Source organism: Halalkalibacter suaedae (genome assembly GCF_017939705.1).
In the GTDB taxonomy this organism is placed as follows: Bacteria; Bacillota; Bacilli; order Bacillales; family Bacillaceae_D; genus Halalkalibacter; species Halalkalibacter suaedae.
Genome location: NZ_JAGKSQ010000003.1, coordinates 127358 through 143087, shown reverse-complemented (window position 1 = coordinate 143087; position 15730 = coordinate 127358). Strand labels below are relative to the sequence as shown.

At 38.1% G+C, this 15730-nt stretch carries 16 protein-coding genes, 1 pseudogene and 1 riboswitch; of the genes and pseudogenes, 9 read left to right on the top strand and 8 right to left on the bottom strand.

All coding sequences use genetic code 11. The features are described 5' to 3' along the window. Nucleotides 1-256: 256 nt before the first annotated feature. The 4 genes and pseudogenes from wrbA to J7W16_RS08105 all read left to right on the top strand — a co-directional run. The gene (gene wrbA, locus J7W16_RS08120; RefSeq protein WP_210596802.1) at nt 257-865 is read left to right on the top strand and encodes an NAD(P)H:quinone oxidoreductase; all 609 of its coding nucleotides are present in this window, start codon (nt 257-259) and stop codon (nt 863-865) included. A gap of 391 nt (nt 866-1256) precedes the next feature. Further along, the gene (locus J7W16_RS08115; RefSeq protein WP_210596801.1) at nt 1257-1553 is read left to right on the top strand and encodes a hypothetical protein; all 297 of its coding nucleotides are present in this window, start codon (nt 1257-1259) and stop codon (nt 1551-1553) included. A 100-nt stretch (nt 1554-1653) separates the two neighbouring features. Further along, nucleotides 1654-2052: a hypothetical protein gene (locus J7W16_RS08110; protein WP_210596800.1), complete on the top strand. Its 399-nt coding sequence runs from the start codon at nt 1654-1656 to the stop codon at nt 2050-2052. A 32-nt stretch (nt 2053-2084) separates the two neighbouring features. Further along, a pseudogene (locus tag J7W16_RS08105) lies at nt 2085-2312 on the top strand (Lrp/AsnC ligand binding domain-containing protein); the annotation flags it as partial. Between the two features lie 362 nt (nt 2313-2674). On the opposite strand, the gene J7W16_RS08100 reads toward J7W16_RS08105, so the two are convergent. Both J7W16_RS08100 and J7W16_RS08095 read right to left on the bottom strand, forming a co-directional pair. Beyond that, the gene (locus J7W16_RS08100; RefSeq protein ID WP_210596799.1) at nt 2675-4189 is read right to left on the bottom strand and encodes an NCS2 family permease; all 1515 of its coding nucleotides are present in this window, start codon (nt 4187-4189) and stop codon (nt 2675-2677) included. 14 nt (nt 4190-4203) lie between these two features. Next, entirely contained in the window at nt 4204-4797 is a 594-nt protein-coding gene (locus J7W16_RS08095) for a xanthine phosphoribosyltransferase (RefSeq protein ID WP_210596798.1), read from the bottom strand. Nucleotides 4798-4881: 84 nt separating this feature from the next. After that, nucleotides 4882-4983, bottom strand: a riboswitch (purine riboswitch). A gap of 195 nt (nt 4984-5178) precedes the next feature. Here J7W16_RS08095 and J7W16_RS08090 point away from each other — a divergent pair. Beyond that, nucleotides 5179-5691 carry a PTS sugar transporter subunit IIA gene (locus J7W16_RS08090; protein WP_210596797.1) on the top strand — a complete coding sequence of 171 codons (513 nt, stop codon included), beginning with the start codon at nt 5179-5181 and terminating at the stop codon, nt 5689-5691. 103 nt (nt 5692-5794) lie between these two features. On the opposite strand, the gene J7W16_RS08085 is transcribed toward J7W16_RS08090, so the two are convergent. Further along, entirely contained in the window at nt 5795-6751 is a 957-nt protein-coding gene (locus J7W16_RS08085) for a TIGR03943 family putative permease subunit (protein ID WP_346726913.1), read from the bottom strand. A gap of 13 nt (nt 6752-6764) precedes the next feature. Next, nucleotides 6765-7799: a permease gene (locus J7W16_RS08080; RefSeq protein WP_210596796.1), complete on the bottom strand. Its 1035-nt coding sequence runs from the start codon at nt 7797-7799 to the stop codon at nt 6765-6767. A gap of 195 nt (nt 7800-7994) precedes the next feature. Here J7W16_RS08080 and J7W16_RS08075 point away from each other — a divergent pair, with 195 nt between their 5' ends. Next, a complete protein-coding gene (locus J7W16_RS08075) occupies nt 7995-8537 on the top strand; it encodes a DUF2179 domain-containing protein (RefSeq protein WP_210596795.1) in 543 nt (180 codons plus the stop codon). Between the two features lie 857 nt (nt 8538-9394). Here the strand turns inward: J7W16_RS08075 and J7W16_RS08070 are convergent. From J7W16_RS08070 to J7W16_RS08060, 3 genes are read right to left on the bottom strand one after another with little or no spacing between them, the layout of a single operon-like run. Then, on the bottom strand, nt 9395-11392 hold the full coding sequence (locus tag J7W16_RS08070; RefSeq protein ID WP_210596794.1) for an ABC transporter permease: 1998 nt from the start codon (nt 11390-11392) through the stop codon (nt 9395-9397). Beyond that, nucleotides 11367-12266, bottom strand: coding sequence for an ABC transporter ATP-binding protein (locus J7W16_RS08065; RefSeq protein ID WP_210596793.1), 900 nt, complete (start codon nt 12264-12266; stop codon nt 11367-11369). The genes J7W16_RS08070 and J7W16_RS08065 overlap by 26 nt, the downstream gene beginning before the upstream one ends. Next, on the bottom strand, nt 12263-12649 hold the full coding sequence (locus J7W16_RS08060; protein ID WP_210596792.1) for a GntR family transcriptional regulator: 387 nt from the start codon (nt 12647-12649) through the stop codon (nt 12263-12265). The genes J7W16_RS08065 and J7W16_RS08060 overlap by 4 nt, the downstream gene beginning before the upstream one ends. 181 nt (nt 12650-12830) lie before the next feature. Here J7W16_RS08060 and J7W16_RS22280 point away from each other — a divergent pair, with 181 nt between their 5' ends. The 3 genes from J7W16_RS22280 (at nt 12831) to J7W16_RS08045 (ending at nt 15558) form a co-directional block, all read left to right on the top strand. After that, on the top strand, nt 12831-13775 hold the full coding sequence (locus tag J7W16_RS22280) for a CobW family GTP-binding protein (RefSeq protein ID WP_210596791.1): 945 nt from the start codon (nt 12831-12833) through the stop codon (nt 13773-13775). A 140-nt stretch (nt 13776-13915) separates the two neighbouring features. After that, on the top strand, nt 13916-14431 hold the full coding sequence (locus J7W16_RS08050; protein WP_210596790.1) for a TlpA disulfide reductase family protein: 516 nt from the start codon (nt 13916-13918) through the stop codon (nt 14429-14431). A 53-nt stretch (nt 14432-14484) separates the two neighbouring features. Beyond that, nucleotides 14485-15558, top strand: a complete 1074-nt coding sequence (locus tag J7W16_RS08045; RefSeq protein WP_210596789.1) for a DUF3866 family protein — start codon at nt 14485-14487, stop codon at nt 15556-15558. On the opposite strand, the gene mciZ is transcribed toward J7W16_RS08045, so the two are convergent. Next, a complete protein-coding gene (gene mciZ, locus J7W16_RS22275) occupies nt 15474-15677 on the bottom strand; it encodes a Z-ring formation inhibitor MciZ (RefSeq protein WP_210596788.1) in 204 nt (67 codons plus the stop codon). The two genes, J7W16_RS08045 and mciZ, sit on opposite strands and share 85 nt — an antisense overlap. Between the last annotated feature and the right edge of the window lie 53 nt (nt 15678-15730).

Genomic DNA, 15730 nt, shown 5'->3' with positions numbered 1-15730 from the left:
CTAGATTAAAAAGATAAATAGACAAAAGCAAGTTGCACATGTGACCATTCTAATTGGGTGAAAAGGATGTCTGTTTTACCCAACATAATGTTTCATTATAGAACTATTTCATGCCAAAGAGAGTTTTTTGGAAAGATAGTCTATATAGGGGGTGATCGTTAACGATCAGTCGCATATGTACAGAAAACGAGGAATACTTATGGGAATTTTAGATTTATTTAAAAGCAAAAACAAGGAAACTGAAGGAGGAAATACAATGGCAAATGTAAAATTAGCAGTAATCTATTATAGTTCTACAGGTACAAACTATGAGTTAGCAAAATGGGCAAAAGAAGGTGCTGAGGCAGCTGGTGCAGAAGTGAAGATTCTTAAAGTACCTGAGCTTGCTCCACAAGAAGCAATTGATTCTAACCCAGCATGGAAAGCGCATGCTGAAGCCACTGCCGATGTACCGGTAGTAACGAATGATGATCTTGAATGGGCAGATGCATTTATCTTTAGTGCTCCAACTCGTTTCGGGAACATTCCAGGACAGTTAAAGCAATTCTTTGACACGACAGGTGGTCTATGGGCACAAGGGAAGTTAGCTAACAAAGTAGTAAGTGCAATGTCTTCAGCTGGTAACCCTCACGGAGGTCAAGAAGCAACTATTCTTTCAATCTACACAACAATGTACCACTGGGGTGCAATTGTAGCAGCACCTGGTTATACGGATCCAGTTCTTTTCGGAGCAGGTGGAAATCCATACGGAACAAGTGTAACAGTTACACAAGAAGGTAAGATGGTTGAAGAAGTTGAAGGTGCAGTTAAGCATCAAGCGAAGCGTACAGTTGATGTAGCGAAGGCTGTAACAGGTAATCTATAATTTATGAAAAGGAACGCCATATTGGCGTTCCTTTTTGCTTAGGAAAGAACTTTGAGAGCAATGATTCAAAAGCATTTTGGACTAGCGGTTGGAACAAATTTTTCGAATGAGACATCTTATACAACTATTGAAATTTACCATATCTGACATGGGATTTAAGATTGCATTTCTACTAATTTTGAAAGTCTTTATTTACGTATTAGACGGATACTACGTAATATCGTTTTACATAAATGTGGAAAATATGAACAATAAATCGTTATTCTCTGGTATGATTTTAGTATGAAGATATGCAACCTTGTGAAGTTATTCACTTAAACTAACTGACAGAATAATTTATCAAGGATATGGGTTTTTATGGTAGATTAAATATTATAAGGAGGTCTTTTAAATGAATTTTATATTGTTAATTACTGTTATACTTGTTTTATTACTTTCATTAAGACAGATGATATTGATTGAAAAGAGTAAAAATAAATCAACTATGCAAGAAATTAAGCAAAATATTAGTTTACTTCTATGCGGTATTCCAACAATTGCAGCATTGGTTTTTATTCCACATCAAGTCTGGGTATTAACTGGGAAGTCAAATGACTGGGATGGGGTTTATATTATAGGCGGGACTGCAATCATTGTGATGGTTATTAGTTTTGTTTTCTACTATAAAAAAAAGTTAAAACTCAACTAAAGGGGTGATAGCGAAACAGATCTGTCGCTTCTTTAACTTTTGGGCAAATTACTTTAAATGGGAGGTTTGTTTTTGAACAACTATTTGGGAGAGATATTAAATGAAAAAGAGAATATTATTAATTTGTATAGTTTTCTTTACATTTTTGGTCGGGTGCAATCAAAATAATGTTCAACGAAATACTGATTTAGAGGAATCGATTTATTCGGTTGTAGAGGATAAGAATAATAGTGAGATAAACTTGAAAACTTATACTAAATTTAATTGGGATAGAGCCGTACTATTTCGCCCTTATACTATGGAAGATGATATAAACAAAAAGCTTGGTGTTGATTTTAAAGATCCGAGCGGTATCGGTAGTAGAGATGATATTTATTTACTAGTTTTTCTTTATGAAAAAAAGGTTGTTCAATATGCAGAAATCGAGCGGCAACGAGGAGATTTTTCTCTAACGGAATTGACACCATCTAATGATGCGATAAAGATTATAAGATATTAAAAAAGTTCTCATTCAAGGTAAATTAGGGTTTTATATATGCTTTTATTACGATCATTACTCAAAGCGCTAATCATCAACCATATCTTTCATTTATAAAAACACAAGAGAGATACATAATAAATAACTACAAAATAAGCGGAGACGGTTGTTATATACTTGAATCTAGATTTCCGTCCAATGAAGAATTAGATCAATTTTTGCTAGACTTAAATAGATATGCAAACTATAAATTATCCATTGTTATAAATAAATTGGGATAGTTAAGATGGCAATTTAATTCATTCCTTCAGTAAAGTTGTAAGATTTATATTAAAGATCGTGTGGAAAAATCCAGCTTAAGGGGTGCTTACGTTAATAAAGAAAAGTAAAACAACTGAGTGATTTGCTGCACCGTACAACGATACTGTTCAATAGAAAAGAGTACTTCACAATTAGCCCGATTATGGCTCAACAAAGTTTAATTTCTTGGTAAAGTAAAGATAGATCAGACTCTTTCTCTTGAAAATTGTTGACGTTCTATTATAGGCAAACAACAGAAAGTGGAAATGTACCACAGCCAATTTCTCTTTACCAATCAATTAACAATCAAAAAAGGAACGCCAACACGGCGTTCCTCTTCTAATTATGCTGCTACTTTCCTATCAACTTCTACCTGACCACTAGCTTTTGCTTCTTTCCAAGCATAATACCCGAATAACACCCCTACAAGAAGATACCCAATTGTATAATCAGGTGCAGCATTAATAGCTAATTTCGGTGCATGGATAAACCCAACAAATGATAACAGAGAAGCAATCAGTGAGAAAATAATCGCCTGCTTGAAGTTGCGATCAATAATCGCAACTGTCATCGCCCCTAGTAAGATAGCGGTAAACAAGGCACCCTGTCCTAAGGGAACGATTCCAAGAGAGATATTTGAGACTACCTCACCTGCTGCATTGTTAAAACGCGTCATGACGTAGTTCGCGAGGTATGGCAACATCGCAATCGCCACAGCAGGATAGTATTTTTTATCGTTAGAAGTAAACGCGGTACCGACCATAGACATTCCAACAAATACAAGGATTGGGGCAACGGCAGCTAGTGGGATAATGGCTGCCATCGCAGCAATAACACCCGACATAGCAGCAAGTCCAAAGACAATCGCATTTAAAATGCTATAGCCACGACCAGCACCCATTTGTTTTGAACCAACCGTTGCAATATATACAGTCGTTGGAAACAAACCGCCGAAAAGGGCTCCAATCATTGTTCCAGCCCCGTCAACAGCTTGGCATTTTCGGACGTCATACGAGTCACCAACTGAAGACATGGCTTCCACATTATTCATCGTCTCAATCGCGTTATAGAGAGTAATCGGAATTAAGACTGCTAGGATCCCGATAAGACTACCAAATAAATATGTCATTCCTTCAAAAGGAGCAAGTGTTGGTAGAATCGGATAAAACCCAATATTCGCTAAGCCTTCTTGAATCGCTGTGGGAGACTGATATCCTAGAGCGAAGGCTAAGATCGTCCCAGCGACGACAGCAAATAAGGAAGCAGGAATACGAAATGGCATGGCAAGCTTGCCGACGATTCCAATAAGAATAATAGCTAAAGATACGAGACCGACAACTGGGATTGAAAATGTATTAAACAGCATTTCACCTGCAACAAAGGTTAACGCCACACCAGCAATCGCTCCTAGAAGAGCTGCTCGAGGCAGGCGATCGCGAATCCAATTTCCACTGAAGCTTACAAGTACTTCAACAAGTCCACTTAAAAAGGCTGCACCAACAGCAATCTTCCATGCTAGTTCATGGTCACCCGTTAGTGCATTAGCAGGAGCAAGGACACCGAATAGAAAGACAAACATGACTGGTGTACTGATTCCATACGATAGAGCCGTTACATCTGTTCGGCCTTCCTTTTGGGCAAGCTGTTTCGCCATGTAAGCATAATAGAGATTCCCTGCCATGACGGCAACAGCAGCACCAGGAATGACTTTTCCAAATACAATGCTTGCTGGAAATCCCATCCCTAGCATCGTGACAGCAATCACGACAAAGTTGGCTAAGTTATTTTGAAATAGTGCAAAAAAGGCATCTGTATCTTCTTTTTTATATAAAGGATAATGAATAGTTTTAGATGTCATGTTGTACTCCCCTTTTAGATGTTCGAAAGTTGTAATTCATCAACGAATGTGACTTGACCATTTTCTAACGAATGGACTCTTGCAAGTGATTCAACACGGTAGCCTTGATCTTCAAGTCGTTGTCTTCCGTCTTGGAATGATTTTTCGATTACGATACCAAGACCAACGACCGTAGCTCCAGCTTGTTGAACAATATCAATTAATCCAAATGCCGCCTGGCCGTTAGCCAGAAAATCATCAATGATTAGTACGCGGTCATTTTTGTTAAGAAAATCCTTAGATACAGTAATGTCGTTCGTTTCTTGTTTTGTAAATGAATATACCTGGCTAACAAACACATCATTATTCATCGTTAGCGATTTCTTTTTTCGTGCAAAAACAAGTGAGGCTCCTAGATCTCTTGCAGCCGTCATACTCGGTGCAATTCCAGATGATTCAATCGTTAATACCTTTGTAATCGAATCGGTTTGAAATCTCCTAGCAAGCTCTTCGCCTACAGACATCATTAAATCAACATCAATTTGATGATTTAAAAAAGAATCGACCTTCAATACCTCTGTAGACAACACTCTTCCTTTTTCTCTAATAGCGTTTTTTAACTTATCCATCTTCTCTCACCCCTGTAACAAACAAAAAACTCGAACACCAAAGTCTCCACAGATACGACAAGTGAGACTTTGATATTCGAGTACGAACGTCAAAACATCACTCGTAGTCGAACCATTTAAGGTAGTTCGGTAGAAACTTGTAGGCCATATCCCCACGATTATACGAGATTGTTTGTATGTATTTATCTAATGGAGTAAGTATATCTGATATTCGAGGTGAATTAAAGTGTTTTTTTACTTAAAGGCGAATGAAATTATTTTATTGCAATTAATCATTCGTATTTTAAACGATCTTTATCTGGATGTATTGAGAAAAGTGTTTCATAAAGAGCAGAAAGGGTATTGTATTTGAAAAGATAATACGAGAGGGTGAGCGAAATAATGTTGGAGAAATTGTTTGGTAAAAAGAAAGAAGAGGTTACTAAGCCTGAACAGGAAGTAATTGTATCTCCCGTCACGGGTACACTGATTCCAATAGAGGAAGTACCAGATCCAACCTTTGGTAAGAAAATGATGGGAGACGGATTTGCTGTAGCTCCCAAAGAAGGTAGCCTTGTTGCCCCAGTGTCGGGAGAGGTGATTCAAGTCTTCCCTACAAAACACGCGATTGGAATTAGAACACCCGGCCAATTAGAAATTCTCATTCATATTGGTCTTGATACAGTCAACTTAAACGGTGATGGATTTACTTTACATGTAAAAGAAGGGGATCAAGTAAAAATGGGGGATCTACTAGTTGATTTTGACTTGAATTTGATAAAGGAGAAGGCAGCGAGTACGATTACTCCGGTTATCATTACAAATATGGAAATGGTTGAACAAATGATGAAAGACAAGATTGTTGATGTTGAAGCAGGGCAGACGCCATTGCTAAGAGTCATGCTTCCAGTTTAATCTAAAAAAACGAGCCTTACATAATAGGCTCGTTTTGGTGTGGAATTGATCGTTGTTCAAAAGTCTACTCAAAACGGAAAAAACCCCCCTTTTGAATAGACTCTTAAAAACTAAATCTTGGGTAAACATATGGAGTATCAGGTTGCTCGATTTGCTCAAATTCACGTAGATCGATAAGAGGAATTCTCATATCATTATAGGTCGTTTCAGTAACAATCCCTTGAACTTCTATCCAAGTATCATTTTCTAATTGCGAAGCTTCTTCTGTTTGAACCATTGTTCCGTAGACGGATGCATCTGCAACACAGCAAGTCATCCCAAAACGAGCGACGACAAATTTATTCTCTGCAAGGTCCTGTTCTCGGTAAACAAAACCACTTATCACAATTGACTTGCCAATAAATCGATCAAGATGAAGGTCAAGAACCGTCATCACATCTAGATAATTCTCCTCTGTTACAGTAATTTGCTCTTCAGCAAGGAGGGTGTCTATGAGTTCTTCATAATATTGGTTGTAGCCTTCTTCTGTGTAAAACTCCTCAGCAGAAACAGTTGTTTCAGTGTTAGAGCCGCTGCCATTTTCAAGTTCAGCATAGTACGCATCGGGGTCATCCAAAAATGCTTGAGCTCTAGAGGTATCGGTTGTTGCAGGAGAAGCTTGAGTTGATTCATTTAGACCAGACCCATATTGAATACCACGATTAGCAGCGACGGAGCTATCTAATAATTTATCAGGAAGAACAAATCCGAGTACAATCGGTGTAACGAAAATACCATAAATTATTAGTTTAACAATAGGTGAGCCTTGAACACTATGGTCTGTTCCACAATCACATAGCAGCTCCTCCTCTTGACCTTTCGCCGTACTACGGACAATTTGTAGAACGCCAAGAATGAGGAAAACAGCTGTTGCAAAGTAGACAAATGGAAGCATTGTCGGTGCGATATAATACGTAATCGTTCCAGTAATAATAAAAGACAACATTAGTAGCGAGAAACCAATTAAGATAATCCCTCTAATATAAGCGTGAAAGCCCATGTCCGGTTGTTTTTGATTCACTTAATTCACCGTCCTATACGATTTGTAGAAGCTGTAAGGTTAATACAGAGACAAATACGGTTATTGTCACAACTAATATGAATACTAAAACAAAGCGAGCCTTAAAGAAGGCAAATAGCATAATTGTGTTTTTTAGATCGAGCATTGGACCATATACGAGGAATGCGATAATAGATCCAGTTGTAAAGGTACTCCCAAAGGATGCAGCCACAAAGGCATCGGCTTCTGAGCAAAGAGATAGTAAAAAGGCAAAGGCCATCATGACTGCAGTTGAACTCCATTCATTGCTTCCAATTGCTTGAAGAACGCTACGATCTAAGAACGTTTGGAACAAAGCAGCAATAAATGCACCTAGTATCAAGTATTTACCCATTAAAAAGAATTCATCTGAAGCATGATACATGGTTTGTTTAATCCGATTCATTTTCTTAGTCGGCATAATGTCAAGGACGACTTGTCTACCGACCAATTCCTCTTTTGTCCATTTTAATTGATCACGATTTTTGAATACAAGATATAAAATGGCACCAATAATAATAGCAAGAACGAACGCAAGTCCCATTCTCGCATAAAGGACAGTTAAATCGGTTCTAAACGCAAAGAAGGTAGATGCTGCAACAATTGGATTTAGGATAGGTGCAGCCACTAGAAAAACAACACCTACATGTAGCGGCATGCCTTTTTTAATGAGTCGTCTAACAATTGGAACGATCGCACACTCACAAATTGGAAAAATAGCTCCTAGTATTGCAGCTGGTAATAGAGCAGCGTATGCATTTTTTGGTAAGAAACGTTGGATCAAATCTTCTTTTATATAGATTTGGATGAGTGCAGAGACGAAAACACCTAAGAGGATAAACGGGATTGCTTCAAAAACAATACTAAGAAAAATAGTATTTACGTTTAACCACACATCTGGGACAGATAATCCAGCCTGATCATTTTTAAAAGACTCAATGTTAAAAAATAAAATAAGAAATCCTATAAGGAGTAGGAAGCCACTAAGGTCTTTCCCAAAAGAAAGAAGGATTTGTGATACTTTTTTCATGTTCTTGGCTCCTTTTACTTTTCAATACCTAGTATTCTAACATATATCAAAAGTTTTGAATCTATTACCTATTATTTGTTACTAGATTGAAACAAGTAATCTAATTTCCAGTAAAAATCTTTATTGAGCCCTAGCTTCACAGTGAAATTCCTGTTACACTACGAAAGTTGAATTTTTTAGGAAGAAGGTGAAACAATGCTTCAACCGCTTATTATTTTTATTGCTCAGCTCCTTTTTGTTCCAGTCCTCACATTACGGACGATCATGATGGTTAAGGGAATGAAGGAAAAGGCAGCAGGCCTGGGTGTTCTGGAAGGGTTTATTTATGTGATTGCACTAGGAATTGTTTTTAGTGATTTGTCTAATTACTGGAATATGGCGTCCTATGCGATTGGTTTTGGTGTTGGTTTATATATTGGTCAAATTATTGAGCAGAAGCTGGCTATTGGGTTTGTCTCAATTGAAGTGAATATAATGAACAAGAATGAAGAATTAACAAGTCATTTAAGGGATGAAGGCTTCAGTGTTTCTACTGCAGAAGTGGAAGGGATGAACCAAGCTCGTCGCTACCGTCTTGATTGTACAGCGAGGCGTGACCGTGAAGGAGAGTTCATTAAGATTGTTAGTACGTATGAACCGAGTGCTTTTATTGTTTCCTATGAGCCACGTAATTTTAGAGGTGGCTATATTACAAAGGCAATGAAGAAAAAGAAGGAAAAGGCTTTAAAGACATCATAGGATAAAATTGAATGCTTGAGTATCTCAGCTTGTTGACAGAGCTTGTCTACAAGCTTTTTTGTTGTCAATTGCGATAACGAGAGGCTTCGAAACCGCTACCGGGATGGGGGGCACGCTTTCCGCAGGTGGGCGTGGAACTAACCGGCTCTGCCGGTGGATTTCCACCTGCCCGTCCATCCTGCAGGAGTCGGCCCTCCCATCCCGTCCGCTTTGATAGAGGAGAAAAGGGAATTAACTTCTTGAGGCTGGGGACATAACTAAAGTGCTTAACTAAAATACCGAATAATGCAATCGCGTAGCGGGAAATATACGTAGACTCCTGCGGGACCTAAAAGAGGCCACTGAAAAAGGTGTGATCTTCACCTTTCTTTAGTGGCCTTTAAGCAATGAGCGAAACCGTTGCATTGTCTTAAGCCCGCTATGAGTGGGTTTCTCATAGAAGGCGTGCAACGTGTGGAGCCATTGCTGCTTCCTCGCACCTGCCCAAAGGGACTTTTTCAGTGGCCTCACCTAAAAGCCAAAGGTGAGACCCCGCAGTGCGAAGCACGAGGAGGCTCACCGGCTTCCCGCGGAAAGCGAAGTATATTTCAGGAGCGGTTTACGTCCGCCACCCACCATTGTTCGGTTTTTCCATTAGTTAAATCACTTTTGTCCCAGCTTCATGTGGGTAAAAGAAATGATTGGATTGGAATGTTAGGGATAAATTAGATCCTTCATCTTTTTGGAAATGGCATTTATATAATGTGTTCCGGGTATTCGGTTGAGTCCTTGAGCTTCCCAACAATAAATAGGTGAAATACGGAAAAACCCCTCTGAGAATTATTTCTCAAAGGAGTTTTGTGTATCTACCTCATCATTTATTCGGAAAACATTTCAGTCAAAAACTCGGGTGCTTTGTCTTTGGATATTGTTGCGAGTTCAGGATATGTGTCGTCCTTATAATACAGAGCAACAAGGTAGGACGCTCCGTTTTGGACCCATTCACTCTGTTTAAGTATAGAATCAATTTGGTCGGATTGATCAACTCGGATTACATTAGGAAGAGTGTCAAAATCCGTTTCCATAGTACTGTCATTCAAATAGGAATGAACATCTTCCCCGCTTTCTAGAGGCATTACAGCAACATGTGTCAAATCGTTGCTTGTCGTACGGGCCTCCTCAAGTAAGCCCTGAGTTTCCAGCCAGTTATCAATCTCGGTATAGGACTTTTTCCAAGTAATATAATTATCATTGCCATTTTGTAGATGGTAATTAATACTTGAATCCCACTCCACAGGTACAAGATAGTCTTCAACTGATTGATTGTTAATATCTTCTTTAAGAAGTGCATGAAATTCGCTTATTTGCTGTTCCTCGGTTAAGGTAACTCTTCCTGGAGTACGATGAGACTCAATCATAATATGACTAATCTCTTTTGAATTTTCAATAGTTAAAACAGGATTTTGATTTGAGCGATAGTCATCTGATTGCAAGATTTGTTCATAAAATGCGGCATATTGCCTGTAGGGGACAAGGTACTCTCTAACGACTAAGCCCCCGTCTTTTAATTCATAGCCGATAGAAACTGGTTGAACTGCTGGGTCATGATGTGAAATATCTACATTTCTATCTTCAATAATTTGTTGATGTAACCTCCTAATACTTTCTATGACTTCAGGACTCTCATAGAAATCACTAGGGTTCAAGTTATCTACATACATGTCCTCATCATAGCGACTATGCCAGTAATAATTATCCTCGGCAAAGTATACACGCTCGACGTTAGAGGCTTCAGGAACTCTTTTTTCAAAGCCGGTAATGTCAAAATGGATGATAATTGCTAAGGTGACCATTGCAATGATGAAAACGACATAGCCTTTCCATTTCGAGAAAACTCTCCATGTTTTATCTAGAATCATTTGGGCAACCAAGTAACCAAAGATTGAAGCTGCTATATAACCGAAAATAATCCAGCCTAGGTTTTCTTGGATTGATCCATAATAAGCTCCACCAACAAGCATCGTTGAAAATGTAAAACCATACTTGAAAATTGGCTTTAATGGTTTAAAAGAAATTGCAGATGTTGCTGATTCAACTTGACGTATCTTGTAAACAAAGAATGAAGTAACTAAGAAAAAAATCATGATGACTAGGTAAATTGATATTTCGCCTATCGACATTCTGTTTTCCAATAAGAGAAACCGAATTTCTAATAGACGTGAAAATGGTATTAAGCTTTCATAATTAATCGTATTTACGGACAAACCATAAAGATAAAAATGTAGATTAGTCATGATTAAAACAAGTATTCCAGCTGGAAAGAAAAACAAGATATAGGTAAAAGCTCCTTGTAATATTGACATACCAGTAAACATCCCGACGAAAACACAAGTATAAAATACAAACAAATTAAAAAGAGTCGTAATCGCACTCCATTCTGCAATCGAACCGATGGATAGTAGATCAGGAGCAGGGATAAAAAATCCTAGCAGCCATAAAATGATTCCGGTTAATAGTACAGGTAAAATAAGAAGTAACGTTCCAAAAGCTACATGCTGAAAAAAGAGTTGTTCTCTTGTTATTGGTAAACTATGGACAAAATCACTTGGCTGTTTTGCTTGCATATACCTAAATAGAAAGATAGCAAGTACAACAGGTAACGTGAATATTAGAAAAATAACAAACTCAAACGGTAGATGAAAGAGTGATTCAGCAGGGATAAAAGGATCTAATGGTGTTTGAGTTGTGTAAGCTAATAATATATTTAGAGGTAGGGCAAATATTAAACAAATAAAATAAACAAGACCAATCCACCCTACGCTCCGAATATCCTGAGTGATAATACCACGATTAAACGACAATATTTTCGATTGCATAGCCGACGTCCCTCATTTCATAAATAAATATTTCTTCGAGAGTTAGTGGCAGAAGGTCAAAAATAGCAGGGGAGTACGAGTGAACATGGTGTTCAATTGAATCCTCTTTGCCTCTAACTATAAATAATTTCACGCTACCTCGTTCTTCTTTATACAGCACATTGTAATTGCTTAAAAAGTCATCAGGTACACCAGTTTTGAAAGCAACCTGAATCTTATGGATGTCTGATTTTAAATCATCAAGATCCTTCTCGATCATTAATTTTCCATTGTGCATGATTCCGACACTGTCGCATAAATCCTCTACTTCTCTGAGGTTATGTGAGGAAATTAGAATGGTTAATTCACGTTCAGCTACATCTTGTATAAGCATGTTTTTAATCTTTTGTCTCATCACAGCATCCAAGCCATCAAATGGCTCATCAAGAATAAGGATATCAGGCATTGTAGAGAGTGCTAACCAAAAAGCTACTTGTCGTTGCATTCCTTTTGATAGGCGATGAACTTTCTTATTGATATCAATGTTAAATATTTCTTGTAATCTAGAAAAACGTTCATTGTTCCAATTTGTATATATATCAGAGTGGAAACGTGCTGCTTGCTTGATGGTTGTGTTAGGAAAGAAATAAAGCTGATCTGCTAAAAAGATTACCCGCTGTTTCATTTCAATATTTTCAAAAATGGCTTTGTCCTCGATCAGTACCTGGCCAGCATTAGGTTTATAAATTCCTGCAATTGTTTTAAGGAGCGATGTCTTTCCAGCACCATTCGAGCCAAGTAAACCGTATATTGATCCTTTTTTGATATGTAGCTCAATGCCTTTAACTGCTTCAAAATTTTCAAATTGCTTGTAGAGATCATGTACATGTATCACTCTTTTTCTCCTCCTTTCACTGCTTGTTCGGCAAGTGCGATTAATGAAAGTAATTCCTGCTTATCAATACCTAAATAAAGTGCTTCTGATAATAGTTTGACTAAATCTTGTTTCATCTTCTTCACCTTCTCGTCATTTGTCGCTTCAGACTGGGGTGCTACAAATTTCCCTTTACCAGGAATTGAATAAATATAGCCTTGGTTTTCGAGGGCGTTATAAGCTTTTTGAATTGTGTTTGGATTAATTGTCAACTCTTGTGCTAATACTCTGACCGAGGGCAATTGCTGATCTGCTTGATACACTTCATGGATGATTAATTCTTTTAATTTATCAACGAGTTGCTCGTAAATCGGCTTTCGACTACGAATATCTAACTGAAACATAGCTTCCTCCTTTCGAAAAGAGATGTATGGTTTAATCTAACTGTGTTATTTATCATAATACAGTTAGCGGGCGTTTGCAATACAGTATTTTTTTATTTTAAATAAGAAAGATTCTTATTTGAGTTCTGTAATACAGGTATGCTACTTTAATAGTAGGTAGAGTAAAGGAGATGTGGTTCTAGTGGACAAAAGGATTCCAGTCTATATTATAACTGGCTTTTTAGGGAGTGGAAAAACGACCGTCTTAAAGCAAATGGTTGAGCATGCAAAAGCGAAGCAACTAAAACCTGCCATTTTATTGAACGAGTTAGGTGCTGAGAATGTGGAAAAGCAGTTATTCGATAATGAAGAAATGATTGAGCTACTTGATGGCTGCATTTGTTGTACAATTCAAGAAGATATGAAGGAAGAGCTAGTTGCTTTCCTTGAAAAGCGTCAAGACATAGACATCCTCTTTATTGAAGGAACTGGGATTGCGAACCCAATCGAGATTGTAGAGGCATTAACACATCCTACATTAATCAACAAGGTTGAAGTGCATACAATTATTGGTGTCGTTGACTCAAGTCGTTATCTAGAATTTCAAAGCTTATTTCAAAGCTCCAAAGAAATTAGGGAAATGCTAAAGGACCAAGTTAAGGCTAGTAGTCTATTGATCCTAAACAAGAAAGACCTGATTAATGAAAAGGAAATGAAGAAAGTGATTGAACGTGTTGAAAGATTGAAACAAAAGGGTGTTGAGATAGTTCAAACATCGTTTGGAGAAGTAGACAAGGAACTGCTTTTTCTTAAAAGAGTGCAGACAGAGGAATGGACGTATCAGAAGCATTCCCATGAACATGGTCATCACCATCATCATGACCATCCTTTCCAAGCAATCAAGCTCGAACATATCCCAGCGATGGATAAACGGATGTTTGAAAAATGGTTGAAGGACCAACCGAAATTATTAAGGGCAAAAGGGTATATCGCGTTGTCTCCAGATCATCATTTATTTTCGTTTCAGTTTGCATCAGGATATCTTCAGTTAACGCCATTAGATGAAAAGGTTGTGCCATGTTTAATCTTAATAGGAGCTGGTCTTGATCAATCTGTTGTAGAAAGCTTTAGAAATCGATTTAGCTAGTCGGTTAATTAATTTTAGGAAATATAATAATCGGGGTTAGTAGTGAAAAATAAAAATAGCTTCAACATTCGTTCTCGCTTGCAGTTTTGTTACGATTATTCCTATAATTAAAGAAATGTTTTTTAGTGGAGGATGCAGATATGCAACAAAAAAGAACGAGAATTGTCCTCATGATCGGAATTGCTTTGGCACTTTGTGTCGTGTTTTTCGTTGACCGACAAGAAGTCGGTAATGAGCGTGGAATGATCGCTGAGAATTTTCAATTGCCAATGCACGAGCAATCTGAAGGAGAACTTTATGACTATCACGGTGATGTCATTGTTTTAAATATGTGGGCATCTTGGTGTGAGCCTTGTCGTGATGAAATGCCCGCACTTATGAAGCTTCAGGAAGATTACGGAGAGCAAGGCCTCTCTGTCGTAACTGTAAATATGCAAACAACTGAGAGAACCCTCAAGGATGGACCTGCTTTTATAGAAGAAATGAACATTACATTACCTGTGTTTTTCGATGAAAAGGGTGATGTTGCTGATCGATATAAAGTAGCTGGTATGCCAATGACCTATATCATTAGTCGAGATGGAACCATTCAACATGTTCTTCCGGGTGAGGTTACCTATGAAGGGATAGAAGAGCTCATCAAACCTTTGTTTTAAAGAATAAATGATATGGTTACACTGATTATAAAAGTAAGGTTAGGCGTGATCATATGTATACGGAATTAGTAATGACCGTTATAGACATTCTTTATGAAGATGAGGAAATACAAAAGCTAGAAACTGACAAAGGCAGTAAGAGAGCCTTACTATACAAAAGCATATCTATGAGAGCCAATAAGCTTGATCGTATCCTTGTGAATACAACTGCGACGGAATTAAACTTAGGCACAGGTGGTTGGGATATCGTTAGAGCCCATCTTTCGGAAATACATCACTCAATACGAGAAGATGATGGACATATTATGAAGGCAAGGTATACGCCAATTCAACATAGTGTGTTGGCTGTTGAGTCACCAGAAAGTCCCTACCACGACCACTTTAAGAAAGCTTGTACTCTGGAGGGACAATCTGTCTGGCTAGCTGAATTACATAGCATGGTTCCATTGTTTTTTTATCTTCTGCACGACCAATTTCCTGAGAAGAAATGCTGTGTTATCTTTGATGATCAAGCGGCATTGCCTTTACAAATGAGTGACCAGCATCGTCTCCTACAACAGGAAGAGGCTTTTACCTCAATTACGGTTGGGCAAGCGTTTGGTGGAGATTACGAAGCGACGACAATCGCCTCAGCCTTGCAGTTTGCAAATGATGTGTTAAAGTCAGATGTTATTTTGATTTCGGTTGGACCAGGAGTAGTTGGAACTGGGACTCAGTATGGGTTCTCAGGCATGATACAAGCGGAGTGGTCGCATATGATAAGTGCACTAAATGGAAATCCAATTTGGATACCACGTGTTTCATTTGCCGATCAACGGAGTCGTCACATTGGTATTAGTCACCACACCCTAACACCTCTATGTCGGTTCACATTTAAGCCAGCACATTTGTATCTACCGAAAATGAATGATGAACAGGGAAATCATATTAAGAGACAACTTGAAGAGTACCATCCATTTTCGACGCAACATCATATTGTTTTTTCTGAACGGGAAGTTGATAAGCTTGTGATAAGGGCGATTGATAGAGCTCTGTTACCCATTCAGACAATGGGACGTAAATATGAAGACGATCCGCTCTTTTTTTGTGCAGTTGCGGAAGCATTGCTAGCCGGCTCTGAACAATGAACCGTTTCAATCCAATTCTCAACCGTCTTAAAGGAGGCACTAGCCTCTTTTAATTTTGCCCGAATTTCCCACGCTTTACCTGCTAAAATGAACCCCTTTTGATGAATGTAAACCTTCATATCCTCAGTCCTTTCGAATAGGATCTATGGTACACTTCTATGTAAGATTACAA